Here is a 13,315-nt window from a genome sequence, read left to right as displayed (position 1 = left end):
CGCTTGTATGACACACAAGAGGTCACTGGTTCGAGCCCAGTATGGCCCACTTAAAGCGGCGCTGTGAATCTTCGATTCCAGCGCCGCTTTTTTCATGGTCCATGTTTCCCATCCCAAGCGATGTGAAACGGCCCGGCTGGCGCCGGGCCTGTGCTTCGCGTTTTCGCTCTGCGAAAACGTCAGGAAAGACCTGCGTTTTCGCTGCGCGAAAACGTCGAGCCCAGACTCGTGTTCCCGCTCTGCGAAAACGTCGAGCCCAGTCTCGTGTTCCCGCTCTGCGAAAACGTCGAGCCCAGTAGGGGGCTCCTTAAAGACACAGCCCCGGCTTTAACACCGGCGCTCTCTGGTTATTGGCGTGTTGCAAACGCAATCGCAGCGGGGCAGGGCTGTCAAACCCGTTAGGTCGTTACTATTCATGCCTATGAGGCTCAATCCCTTTCGCATTCCCGAACTTCGCGATCTTCCAGAAACTGTATCGCGTCAAGAGGTAGTACGGTCAGTCAAAAAAAGACTGAGGTGGCGCATTCTATTGGCAGATTGGTTGCCTGTGGTCGGGGGCTTAGTGTGGCTCATTATTATGATGAGCTTTGGAGCGATGAGTGAATTGGTATGGTTGATGTTAGCGTGCTTCGCAACTTGGCTCGCCTTCTATATACGCCGCCAACGGCAAGTTCGGAGAATACAGATCAGATCACTCATGCGAAAAGAACATCAGATACCGATTTGTGTGCGCTGTGGCTATCACGCGGCGAGTATAGAAACGCAAACGTGTCCTGAGTGTGGCCACTTTGCGGATGTCGAATTGCTAGAAGAGAAAGTGTTGTACTGATTCTGGAATACGTTTGAAGCAAACGAGAAGTGTGTCTGTATACATGCAATGATGGGCCTGTTGAGCCATGGTAAGCACCGCCATCACATCCGTTGGGTCGGTACTATTGATGCCTATGAAGCTCAACCCATTTAGTAACCCACAACTTGACGATCTTCCAGGCACTGTATCGCACTCTTTAGTACTTAAATCTTGTGTGTTTTGTATGTAATGACACGCATGGGCCCACGCTAAAAAACTCCAGCAATGAGCCCCAGAGCAGGACACCATCGAATAACAAATGAAGCAACATTTCGTTGCTTTGCAACACTTGACCACAGTACACATGGTGAAATGACATGTCAGGCCCAGATACTAGTGTGCGTTAAAAGACGAAAAAACGTCTATCGCTATTATAAAAATAAACACGCACAAGCCTCCGACAATTATAAGTGTGATCCAGATGATAAACGCGCGTGTGCTCATGCGCGTCTTCAAAAACATCCTCATACGATTGACCATTGTGGTGTGATCTCCGTTGTAAGTATCAAATGCTGCCCGTCTGTCTTAGTTGTCTGCCGTTGATGTCGTCGGGAGTTGATGGACTGCGACTGCTGCCGATGCGCAAGTATGCAAAAGAGATTCACGTAGTGATTTTCTTTGCTATTTAAATTGGTTCTCAGCTGGGGTGATATACTCCTAAGCCAACAAGGGCAAACATTACTAGGTACCCATTACTAGGTACCACAAGACGAACAGTCCTAGGGGCCCGCTATGGCTATCTTGAACATAATTTTTGATGATCTCTGGTAAGCGCTGCACTTTATCGCGATGCCGCTAAATACTAAGCTCAGCACTGTAAAGAATAACACCCACAGAAACAAAGGAATAAGTGCAAATCCTGCCCATGAGTTGTTCGAATCCCAAATGGCAATACCTATGGCGGTAATTAAGAAAGATAACAATGTGATCGCGAACAATATGAATAGCACAATCGCAGTAATCCATAAGCCTTTGCGTGGTTTGTTCTGTGAAGTGGTAATGGCTGGCCCCCTTTATAAGTATGAATACTTCCCAAGGATATATCGTACTAAGTTCCGGCAGTAGGAGGCTTACTTAAAGACACGGCCCCGGCTTTGAAACCGGGGCCGTCGGATTGATTCCTGGCGGCTTCTTTTTTGGTTTGTGGAAGGTGGTCATACCATCGGCTTCGCCGAGCACGAGCCTGTCATTATCTGGATTGGGAACAAGTTCGCTAACTTCTTTTTTATCTTTATCTATGTTTCCCACCCCAAGTGATGTGAATACCCAGTCAGCCTGCAGGCGGCAGCGTGCATGTCATGCCGAAATGAATAAGAAAGACAGAGAAGTCTTCGATATCAACATCGAGATCTCCATCGAGATCGGCACTTAGATTCACTCCTGTCTGGCCAAACTGAACGAGGAACTGGCTAAAGTCATCGACATTGACGATCAGATCACCGTTGATATCACCGGTGCACTCCAGCCGTGGGCGAAAGTCCACCACCACCGGAAGGTGATCAGACGTCATGTCTCTTGTTGTGTCTGTGTCAACGAGGCCGTACTCGTTCAGTAGGTTTCGCGAGAGCATCATCGTGTTCAGGATGAATGTATTCCCAAGGTCTACGACAGAATCTGTATAGATGAAGCGATCTGTCCTGGACTCCCAATTCCAGAGCGTCCATGCTTCTCCAGTGATGGGGTCAATGGGTTGAGGGTCGGTCAGATCGCTGTTGTCCCAATCACCCTTGATGCTTTGGCCGAAGGTCCCCTCATCTTGGATCTCACCTGTGCGAAGGGTGAGCTCCGGCTGGCCGCCTTCTAGATAGAAGTTCATGTCACCGACAACAACCATTGGTGTGTCCTGGGGAAGATCATCAAAATCCTCTCCGGGTGTTCGGGCATCGCCAAGCCAGTTGGCAATGGCGTCACAATGGCGCTGTCGCTTGGCTTCGCTTTCAGAATCCTCTTGAGCTTTCATATGGACAGCAAGAAGGTAGAGGTCGGTCATGCCCCTGGTGTCTGGGCAGTCGACGAGCGCCATGGTGACGCCTCGTGTTGAACTTGCAGGTGTTGTATCAGTGCGCTGAAGCTGTAACGGGAATCGCGATGCGATCGCATTTCGTATTCCTGTATCCATACCTTCAAGGACATACCAAGTTCCTGGATCAAGGTTGGCACTGAGCCATGCAGGCAGAGCCGCGACGGCCGATCCGGTACCTATCTCTTGGAAGACAATGACATCTGGATCAATCGCTTGAAGAACGCGCGCAAATCGAGGAAGTCTCGCCGCATAGTCGCCAGTGCCGTCAGGGCGAAGTTTGTTGTAGGTGTTCCATGTCACAACACGTACATCGGTCGCGCGATGGCGATCGAGCAGCCCTTCATCGGCCTTGGATTGGCTGGGCATGAGTGCCAATAGAAACAAGATCACAGCCGTGAACAGACGCTGATGTCTCAGGCACTTAGCCAACATGCTGAAGGGTCGAACCATGGTCTTCATTCCTCTTCTCCCCTCGAGGTCCTCATGTTGGTCCATTAAACCAAACACCGGAGCATAAGGAACGCTGTTTCTTAGTTAAAATGGTGACAAATGGGGGATATGGGGTCCTCAGACGCACTGGTGGTCGTGAGCTTCCTAATAAAGGATACCTAGGCGGTGTGTTTAGCTAAAAGATATTAGAAAATTTGTCCACGCCAGCCGGTTTTGCAACAAATACCTCATAGTAGAAGCGGCCCATTGTTAATCTGTTTCGAACATCTTGTGATTGAGCCGAAAACGAAGTTCTTATAAGAATCGGTTGCTTTTTAGGAAGGTCTCACTGATGCCATTATCGATATGTTTCGCAGTCGCGGTCCTTTCCGCAGTTCATGCGGCGGAGGTTAGCAATTCAGAACCAGGCGTCGCATGGTATGGCAGTTGGGATGTGGCGCTTGTGGAAGCGGAGCGAAGCCAGCGTCCAATCATGCTTGAGTTTGCTCGCGTTTCTTGTCAAGGGGTATCTGGGGTCTTCTGCCCGGGGTACACCATTACGGAAGAACGAGAATTCACTCCTGAGTTCATCGAAGCGACCCGAAATTTTGTGTGTGTTCGCCTCGACGCCTACGAGAATGAAGAGACCATGGCGATGGTGAAGCGTCTCAATGAGGGCGAATTGCTCAATACTGCTTTTGCAGTGTTTGCGCCTGATGGAGAAACGAAACTCACGAAGCAATCACGATCGATGAGGTTCGCTTTTGATGTACGGTCGGTGCCGAAGGGATTGATGGAGATCGCTCGTCAATACCCAGGTGTCACAATGAAGGAGCCGGCGCACACGCCGGACTTCAGCAGCCTTCGCGAAGCGGTAAATGCCAGTGCATGCGATGAGCGGCCGCTCGTCATTGCCTGGGCCTCGGATAGTGAGCAACAGACGAAACTTGAACAGGCGCTCCGCCCACTCGCTTGGAGAAATGGGATTGTTGGTCGATTCCACTGGGATTTCGCAACCAGTGCCGAAATCCGTGAGCTTATTCAGGACGCGCCTGTTGCTGATCGCGGGGTGATTGTTGTGCAGTCGGAACCGTTTGGCCGAAACGCGACGGTGATTGGAACAATAGACGTAGAACAACCTTTGGCCGACCAATGCATATCGCTCTTACTTGCTCTTAAGGCTTTTGATTCTTCCTTCGCGAAACTCCCTTACAAGGAGCACGTTGAACTTGGAAAGAACCTCGGCGTGGAATGGGAGGAAGCCATCAAGATGGGCGAGCGACCCATGGATGATAAGAGTCGCAGGCGGAACCGGCGATCTGAAGAGCCTGACCGAGGCGATCGCCGATCACGCGGGGCTGATCGGCCCTAGTCGATTTCCTTTGATGGTGGTGCTTTGAAGTTTGTTTTGCCGTCGTTGCTGTTAATGATCAGCGCGCCACCATCTGGCTCCGAAGTGAGTTCCGCAACGACCTTCGACTTCTTGTTGAGGATAGCAAGCTCACCACCATTTGGGGTTGCAATCAGTTCTGCAGCCAGCTTGCCATCTTTATCGGCGATGGCAAGTAGGCCACCATCTGAATTCACGCCGATCGCTGCACGTGTCTCTTCGGCCTTGTTCTTGAGTTGCAACAAGCCACCATCTGGGGTCGCATAGATTATTGCGAGTGTTTTCTCATCATTGTTGGCGATGGTGAGCATGCCACATTCTGAATCGGCGCCGAGTGCCGCCACCTTCTTTTGGGCATTGTTATTGATTTGCAACACGCCACCATTTTGTATGGCGCCTATTCCTACGACCACTTTCTCGTCCTTGTTAAAGATGGCCAAATTGCCGCCATGTTCTGCAAAGAGTTCGGCCATTGGTTTTCCGTCATCATTGATTACGCGGAACATCTTGGCTTCAATGATGTTCGGCACGCCTTGCATATTTGTCGCAGCTAAGGCAATGCCTGCCACGAGTAGGCAGGCCACACCGTAAACGATTCGCTTGAGTGTTCTGACTTGGCCTTCGAGCGATTCAATACGTTTCTCTGAATTCATTATGCGACTCCTGTTGAGCTAAGCCTCTGCGGCTTCTTTTGTGGTATTCGGTAGCAAGACGGCTATTGGTATAAGAGTGAGCGTAATCACCCAGAGGTAGCCTCCAACGTAGACGTTTTCTATTCTCGCTATAAAAAACAAACAATGCCATCCCAAAGCCGCGCCGACTGCCATGAGGCAGCAATACAAAACGGGCGTATTCTTAATGCGAAGGCATCGAAACAAGTACTTCGGAGACCATAGAAACAAGATATTGATAACGAAATAAATAGCTGGAAAAATAGCAAACCAGTCCCAAGGGAACATAACGATAAAAAAGAGTTCAATCCCGAGCATCTCTATTGAGTTTTCGTCGGGGTATACCATGTAAACGCATGAGATAAAAAGGCTCACGATCTAAAATAGCCACGCTAATACGAATAGTGGAACAACAAACTTGTTTGGGCGAACGTTCTTGGCGATTTGTTCCATTGTCTTGCCGCTTCTTTTTGCGGAGCTTGAAAGGTCACATTATCGCGATTATCAAAGATATCCAAACTGCCACCATCTGAGGTTGCAGCTAGTACTGCGCCGATGTTTTTGTCTTTATTGGCCAGGACCAAGAAGCCGCCGCCATGAAATCAGGCGGTGCGCTATGACATGAATAAAACAACAGCTCCGGTTGTGACGCCGGAGCGGTTTTAGATTTTTTGCAATTAATGCAACGATCCTATTGAGTGTTTAATTTCGGCGACGGCGTCTTGAAGTAAGGCCGGTGATGCCGGATAAATCTCTCCTTAACCATCCGCAAAGGTGTATTTTTATCCCCTAAAAAGTTCAATACAAAACTGCTAGAGGCAGTGCTTCAACGGAATATATCGTTTGTAGGATTTTGCACTGTCTTACCATTTTCTAGAACAATTAGGATCATTTGAACAGTTTGTAATCATTCGTTTACTCGGTGTGTAGTGATGAAATCAGCCGCTATGACGCTCTAAAGCACATGAAAAGCATTTCTACTTGTTTGTGTTGGCATTGCTCAGTGTTGCATTAGATTTTCTGCTCTGAACTCTTAGGCCTCTGAGTAGAGGTCAAATCTGTCACAAAGTCTTTTCAAAAGAGAGGAACAAGCTGAATCCACGAACGTAATTCAGGTGAAATCGCCAAAGTCAAAGGCGACACCTGAGAGGGACGCACTAAGGAAAAGTGGTGGGGCAGAGGAGTACGCAATGAGAAAGCAAAGAATGAATAAACGCACTTGGAGGAGTGGTATTTGTGGACTTATTGCCTTGACGCCAGTTTGTGTTGCTAGCAATGCTTTGGCTGAAGGCGAAATGTCTATGTGCCCAGAAGATATCGATCAAAACGAAGTTGTTGATGTCAATGACTTCAGCATTCTTTTAGTCAACTATGGCATGACTGGAAGTAATGTCGCAGACATTAATGGTGACTTTGTTGTCGACTTTGATGACTTCACGTTAATGCTTACTGGGTGGGGTGCATGCCCGCACGATCATATGGATCCGTGCATGGGCGAATTTGTCGATATCACGTGCTGGGGAGACTTCCACGGCTCGAATAACAACTCACATCATGATGAACTGGTGGGTGGCCGAACCCCTATTACGACCGAGGCTATGTTGGCCTACAACGATCTCCGAGCATTCTTTGGATTGTCCTCAGCGGAAATCGAAGAAGTTGGTCAGTGGGCATTTGACGAATCTCTGACCAATAACAGCCAGGCTTGGGGCAACGACCTTCTGGGTGTTGGTCTCTGGTATGCCATGCAAGGCGCCAAAGTTGGCTGGATTGCTGATGACAAATATGATCCACAAATCATGGCAGACATTCAGCGAACCGCGCGACTTGTTGAAGACCCGGTCGAGATGAAAGCGCTTGTTATGGATATGGTTCGTGACTTTAGCCATGCAGGATACGCCGACTATCTCGAAGACAATGGACTTGCGGATCGGTTTATCAACACACTCAAGATGGAGCCTCACTACGGTGGTTGGATGCATGGAAGAACACACGGCTTCCGATCGATTGAAGGCGTTGCTATTAATCACGACGTGAATCACCTTCCAGTACTCAGTTGGGATCAGATGCAACCATTCATGAACGATACCTTCGACTGGCCACAGTGGCCCGCACTAAATGTTTCAGACTCTGGTGTGATCGAATACTTCCAAAGCATGGTGAATCTTGGAGATCCGGTAGGAAATAATCTGTAAATGAGAGATTGATTGCCAGTAAACCACGAGTTGGTATTTATTGAAGAACAGCCCCGGCTTTAGAGCCGGGGCTGTTTATTTGTGTGGAGTATTCAAATTCAACGGGTTATTACGGCTTGGCTCTGCCGGCTGTCTTATGAGAGTTTTTTAGGAGATTGAAACTTCGCTTAGCAGCGGGCTGGGCCGTAGGGAGATGAATGCATATCACTGTAATTGTGGTCTGGAAAATGAGCACCGTTCACTCAAGATGATGCAAAAGGCAGCGAGGAAAACAGGGATCGTCTCTGAAAATATTCGTAATTCGTAGATGTTCGCTACGATCATCATTCCGCATACCTGAGGGATAAATACGAGCAAGGATCTCTTTACGAATTGATCTTTGATTTGGCCGTGTAGGAACAAGACGGGAATCCATACAAACCCAAATATACTCAAAAATGATGGCACGTTTTTTGGATTCATGAAGTAATGGAAGTTGTCGGCCAAGTGAGTCACATCTTGTTCATGGAAGGATATTTCAAAGCCGGCTTGACTCCCTGGATTATCAATAAACAATACGAAAAGTGCAGTCTTAATGATCATCCATATAAAGAATTGAGCGGCGCAGTGAAAGACAATTGTCAGCAGTCTCTCATTTCCCAGTGCGGTAAAAAGATATATAAAAGTCAGAAAGCAAGTTGTCTCACGGTTTAAGGTGGCAACAGCGAACAACGGATAGAACCAAATCCACTTCTTCTTGTACAGCAGAATCATTCCAACTGTAAAAAAGAGTAGTGAAGGCGTATCAAACCAATAGAATGCGTGATAGCTGTCTGGAAAGAAATAATGGAACGGTAGGACAAAAAACAGTAACAGTGACATCATCCAAGTTGCTTGTTTGTCCTTGATAAACAACGACAGGTAATACCTGAATGCCAACACCAGCATTATCGTTGAGGCTATTTCGATAAGTTTGACGATTCGTGTTAGGTCGAGAAATGGGATTTGTAGCGACCATATTTGGTTATAAAGGAGCGGAATCAAAATTCGGTACTGCCACGGCTTCTCGCCGTCAAAGTCCAAAACGCGAGGAAATATATAATCGATCCAAGGATCTTGACCAAATTGGATTCTGAGGCCGACGAAATTGTAAGTGACAATGACGAGTGCCAGTAGAAAAACTAGCTCAGAGGTGTGCGTTCTAAACCACTTAATCAAAGCAGGACTCTCACGATTCAAAGTGACTTACTCGAGTTGGGTTTAGAGTCGCTCAGGTTCACTGTCTGAGGCACGACAACCATATGGATCTACTACGGTTATTTGTCGGCATAAGCTCTTCGTGAAGGTAAGCTCAAATAGCCATAAATCAGCGGTGATGGTTGAAATGTCGGGTATGGCAGCAATCGAAAATGGAATCATCGATTGCTTGCAATCCATCGGGGTTGTTCATGTCGCCTTTTATGCTGGTGGTGCTTGGCAGGCCAGATTTTGGTCATTCTCCACGTGGCCAAACCTGTCACCATCTGGATTCACGCACGGTTCAGGTATTGAAGCCGAGAATACTCATGTGCAATAATGTGCTGCACAAGGGTATGCAACTTGAATAAGGGGTGAGTCATGAATGATGTTTTAGGCCAACTGCGGATAATTGATTTATCTGTTCCATTGCAAGATGCAGCAGTCAGTGAGCCGTGGCCACCTTCAATTGAATATGTGACGCACGAAGAGCAAGGACGAGAGCAAATTCAGGAATGCTTTGGCGTCAAAACCGATGATTTGGTGTACTCGCAAGGTAAGGGGTGGGCGATAGAAAACATCCAGGCGACAACACACACTGGTACCCATGTTGATGCTCCATATCATTATGGACCGGAATCCGGTGGACGTCCTGCTCGGCGTATTGATGAGGTTCCTCTTGAGTGGTGCTTTGCTCCTGGCGTGCGCATTGATGTGAGGCATAAGGAATCAGGGCAGGAGATTGCAGTTGAGGATCTCAAGCTCGCCTTGGATCGTATGCAATACAGATTGAAACATCGCGATATTGTCTTGCTGTGGACTGGTGCTGATCAACGAATTCATACAAGCGAATACTTTCGCCAGCCAGGTCTGGGGCGCGATGGTGTGCTCTGGTTGGTAGAGCAGGGGGTACGCGTCATTGGTATTGATGCGTACACCATTGATCGACCTTTCGTGGACATGAAAGAAGATTATATGAGAACCGGTGATGGTCGTTATATTTGGCCAGCTCACTTTGCAGGTATCAGTCAGGAATATTGTCAGATTGAAAAGTTAGCGAATCTTGATCAATTGCCCCGCGCCCATGGCTTTTGGATTTCGTGTTTACCCGTCAAAATTGCTCGTGCCAGTGCTGGTTGGTGTCGAGCGGTCGCATTGTGTTCTTCGTGATTAAGAGATTGGGCCACCGTAACGCAGGGTGCGACATCGGAACAAACGTGCACCAAATAAAAGATTGGTGGGCCGAGCAAGTTTGCCGGGGGAGGCATGCTATCCATCAGCAGCGGGGAGCAGTGACTCAACGGCATGAGATCCAGCCACATGTCCACTGGCCCAGGCCCATTGGAAGTTGTAGCCGCCAATGCGACCATCCACGTCGCAGATTTCTCCGCAGAGGTAGAGGCCGTCGCAGCATTTTGAGGCCATTGAGCTTGCTTTTAATTCACTGAGTGGGATGCCTCCAGCGGTGACTTCCGCATGTGTGAATCCACGGTCTCCAGTAACTGGTAGAGGCATCTGAAAGATCGCGTCAAGGAACCGACTGCGTGCGCTGCGGTCGAATTGATGGCCGGCGGTAGTAGGGTCGATATCAGCAAACTGGAAGATTGCATCGGCCAGTCGATCTGGGAGTTGATCACGAAGCCATCGGCCGACACTTCGTTTGCCAAGCTCACGAAGTTCGACATCGGCCTGGTCACGCGTGGATTCTGGAAGCCAGCATATGACGAGATGTGCATCTGGATCGCTAAAACGTGCAGCGGTGAAGTATCGGCTGATATCCATCACCGATGGGCCGGATAAGCCAAAGTGTGTGCAGAGTGTTGAGTCTGTAAATGACTGAAGGCGTCTGCCGGTGCAGCTTCGAAGTTCGATGGTGGTGCGAACGGTTAGTCCTGAAAGTAAGCGTAAGCTGCTGCTTTTCTCGAGAATAAGTGGAACAAGTGCAGGAAACACACGCTCCGTTATGGAATGTCCTAGTGACTTGGCAAGCTTATACCCACCTCCGTCTGAGCCTGTCTTTGGAAGCGCCATGCCGCCGCTGGCGAGAATAAGTCGTTTGCAGTGAATCCGTCCTTGCTCGCTTTCGATAACAAAGCCTGGGCTTGTTTGTTCAACGGTATGGACTCGCTGGGGATGATGAAGTTCAACGCCTGCACTTTTCATTTCCTTAAGCAGTGCATCAAGCACCGTGCGCGCGGAGTCGGTCGTGGGAAAGAGCTTTCCTGTTTCTTCCTGTTTGAGGTGAACATCGAGTTCTCTGAAAAATTCGATGGTCTGTGCCACATCAAAGCGCTGAAGAACATTGCGAATGGTATTGCTAGATCCACCAGCGTAAGAAGATTCATCGACATGATGATGCGTCACATTACAGCGTCCGCCACCAGCGACGAGAATCTTGGCTCCGACCTTTCGTGCGCCATCAAATGCAGCAATCTGAAGAGATCGATGGTGTTTCTTGGCGGTACGACCAGCGCAGATGGCCGCCATCAGGCCCGCGGCGCCAGCTCCCACTATCGCGATATCAATATTCTTGGTGTCTGCCACGAGTTCGCATTATGTCGGATGCGAGGCAATGCAGCAATTATTGCCTGGCTGCATCTGACGGCCTCTTCGGTGGGGCCTTAATTATCTAATCAGCCGATGGAGTTTCTTGGGGGCGTGCATTGGTGCTTGGCGAAGTGGGGCAGCGCAGTCATTGTGCATGTGATCACAAATGTGACTAATAAGTAGCGCATCGATCCCCCCGAATATCATTAGTGAAAATGCTTGTAAACAATTAGTGAAGCAGTCTTGTGTGCCGATCGCAAGCAAAAAATCAAAATGATGGGGGTGTTCTTTATTCTCCAGTCACAATTGTGTCAAAAATGTCACGAAATGCCGTCGCATCAACGCGAGTCAATGAGCGAGGTCTGCTGCGCCTCGTCAGATTCTCGGCGCTGTCATTGTCTTTGTACCCATCTGGCCTGGGTTCGCTCAAAGTGGAATCTTAACATTCTAGTCTGAACAGTTATGGGGTTATCAATCAGTTGAGTATTGAGCTTCACGACGATTGTATTGCTGGTGATGGAGGTGAGTAGAAGCGAGTCCTCATATAGAAATCTTGATGAAATTGAAGAATTAAGCATGAAGAGTAAAGCAGATGAACAGGCCATTTGCAGTTGTGCCTAATGTTCCTGATGTAAACACTCGTTTACGTCAGAATAAAAAAATTTATGAATTAAAGTAGGCGAATGGTCGTGGAGATCGTATTCCTAATAAATACTTAGTGGGGACGGGTTTACGTGAATGCAGTTAAACGGAGATAACATGCGACACCCCTTCCTACTTATTAGTGTATTGACCATCGGCATAGCATCATCAACAAGCCTCAATGCTCAACAGGCCGTCGATCAAGTGCCAGTGCATCTTCCTGCAGGGCATGATGCATCAGAGCCCTCTGGCTTGGTACTGCTCATTCATGGTTATACAAGTACGGGCCCAGATACAGAAAATTGGTATCGATTCAAAGATCTGGCCACCAGTCGTGGTTATATCTACGCTTACCCCACAGCGCCAACAGACTTGTTCGGTAACACTTATTGGAATGCAACGAATGCTTGCTGTAGTTTTGGCGGCTCACCAAACAGTCCAGATCATGTCGGTTATTTTGAAGACCTTATTGCGTACATCGATACCCAGTACAACGTCGATTTCAATAAGATTCATCTGATTGGCCATTCAAACGGTGGTTTTATGTGCTACCGAATCGCGTGTGATCGAGCAGATCTTATTGCCTCTATTGTTCCTGGATCAGGCGCGACTTGGGATGACCCGGCGCAGTGTGATCCTAGCCAACCAGTGAGCGTACTCCACACCCATGGCACCGCTGATGATACGGTCAGTTACAACGGTGGCACCTTTGGCTGGAATGACTATCCGGGAGCACCTGGCTCAACAGCCCAATGGGCCGCCTTTAATGGTTGTACTTCTGGCCCTGTAGAAATGGGGCCCGCATTTGATAGTAATGGTCAGGTCAACCGAGTGGTTTTCGAAGGTTGTCCAGACAATGGTGATGTGGAGTTGTGGCGATATGAAAATGTGGACCACTGGCCGAACTATAACAACGCGGCTAAGAATCTGATCTTCGACTTCTTTGACAGTCATCCCAAGCAACCTGAGTCAGAGGATAATTGTGAAGCAGATATTGATCAGTCCGGAGTGGTGAATATTACTGACTTTTCATTGTTGCTGGTCAACTATGGAGCCGCAGGTGTTAATGTTGCGGACATCAATAATGATCTCATTGTCAATATTGATGACTTCACTATTCTTCTTGAGCAGTGGGGCCCCTGTGCGCCATAAGGCCTAGAGGCAGATGTGAGATCATTTGCATTGGAGATCTCAGCAAGTAGCTACTCGCTCAAGTTGTTGCAAATTGACCCACTATCAATTCGATAGCTGGCCCATATGATTCTCGCTAGATTGCTATCCCGTGGCCGTTCTTGCATCGTTTTGTTGCTAAGAGGCGACGATTGCTTCATGGGATCTGAAGATGAGATCAAT

At 48.4% G+C, this 13,315-nt stretch carries 10 protein-coding genes; 4 read left to right on the top strand and 6 right to left on the bottom strand.

Annotated elements, in window-relative coordinates; all coding sequences use genetic code 11:
• Positions 1–2,120: 2,120 nt before the first annotated feature.
• Positions 2,121–3,332 (bottom strand): endonuclease/exonuclease/phosphatase family protein, encoded by a 1,212-nt coding sequence (locus P8J86_09160; GenBank protein MDG2054864.1) that lies wholly within the window; start codon positions 3,330–3,332, stop codon positions 2,121–2,123.
• 322 nt (positions 3,333–3,654) lie between these two features.
• On the opposite strand from P8J86_09160, the gene P8J86_09155 reads away from it, so the two are divergent.
• Positions 3,655–4,674, top strand: a complete 1,020-nt coding sequence (locus P8J86_09155; GenBank protein MDG2054863.1) for a hypothetical protein — start codon at positions 3,655–3,657, stop codon at positions 4,672–4,674.
• Here the strand turns inward: P8J86_09155 and P8J86_09150 are convergent.
• Together P8J86_09150 and P8J86_09145 are read right to left on the bottom strand one after the other, a co-directional pair.
• Positions 4,671–5,345 carry a hypothetical protein gene (locus tag P8J86_09150; GenBank protein ID MDG2054862.1) on the bottom strand — a complete coding sequence of 225 codons (675 nt, stop codon included), beginning with the start codon at positions 5,343–5,345 and terminating at the stop codon, positions 4,671–4,673. The genes P8J86_09155 and P8J86_09150 overlap by 4 nt on opposite strands.
• Positions 5,346–5,363: 18 nt before the next feature.
• Positions 5,364–5,711 carry a hypothetical protein gene (locus P8J86_09145; GenBank protein ID MDG2054861.1) on the bottom strand — a complete coding sequence of 116 codons (348 nt, stop codon included), beginning with the start codon at positions 5,709–5,711 and terminating at the stop codon, positions 5,364–5,366.
• 842 nt (positions 5,712–6,553) lie between these two features.
• Here P8J86_09145 and P8J86_09140 point away from each other — a divergent pair.
• Complete coding sequence (locus P8J86_09140) at positions 6,554–7,558, top strand: hypothetical protein (GenBank protein ID MDG2054860.1); 1,005 nt, start codon at positions 6,554–6,556, stop codon at positions 7,556–7,558.
• 204 nt (positions 7,559–7,762) lie between these two features.
• Here the strand turns inward: P8J86_09140 and P8J86_09135 are convergent, their stop codons facing one another.
• Positions 7,763–8,755, bottom strand: coding sequence for a hypothetical protein (locus P8J86_09135; protein MDG2054859.1), 993 nt, complete (start codon positions 8,753–8,755; stop codon positions 7,763–7,765).
• A 42-nt stretch (positions 8,756–8,797) separates the two neighbouring features.
• Positions 8,798–8,974, bottom strand: coding sequence for a hypothetical protein (locus P8J86_09130; GenBank protein MDG2054858.1), 177 nt, complete (start codon positions 8,972–8,974; stop codon positions 8,798–8,800).
• 180 nt (positions 8,975–9,154) lie between these two features.
• Between P8J86_09130 and P8J86_09125 the strand changes: the two genes are divergently transcribed.
• A complete protein-coding gene (locus tag P8J86_09125; GenBank protein ID MDG2054857.1) occupies positions 9,155–9,943 on the top strand; it encodes a cyclase family protein in 789 nt (262 codons plus the stop codon).
• A 99-nt stretch (positions 9,944–10,042) separates the two neighbouring features.
• On the opposite strand, the gene P8J86_09120 is transcribed toward P8J86_09125, so the two are convergent.
• The gene (locus P8J86_09120) at positions 10,043–11,317 is read right to left on the bottom strand and encodes an aminoacetone oxidase family FAD-binding enzyme (protein ID MDG2054856.1); all 1,275 of its coding nucleotides are present in this window, start codon (positions 11,315–11,317) and stop codon (positions 10,043–10,045) included.
• 762 nt (positions 11,318–12,079) lie between these two features.
• On the opposite strand from P8J86_09120, the gene P8J86_09115 reads away from it, so the two are divergent.
• Positions 12,080–13,114, top strand: a complete 1,035-nt coding sequence (locus P8J86_09115) for a hypothetical protein (GenBank protein MDG2054855.1) — start codon at positions 12,080–12,082, stop codon at positions 13,112–13,114.
• Positions 13,115–13,315 lie beyond the last annotated feature (201 nt).

The sequence above is a fragment of the Phycisphaerales bacterium genome (assembly GCA_029268515.1).
In the GTDB taxonomy this organism is placed as follows: domain Bacteria; phylum Planctomycetota; class Phycisphaerae; order Phycisphaerales; family SM1A02; genus JAQWNP01.
Note: the sequence above shows the minus strand (reverse complement) of the source record. Positions and strands in the feature narration are given on the sequence as shown.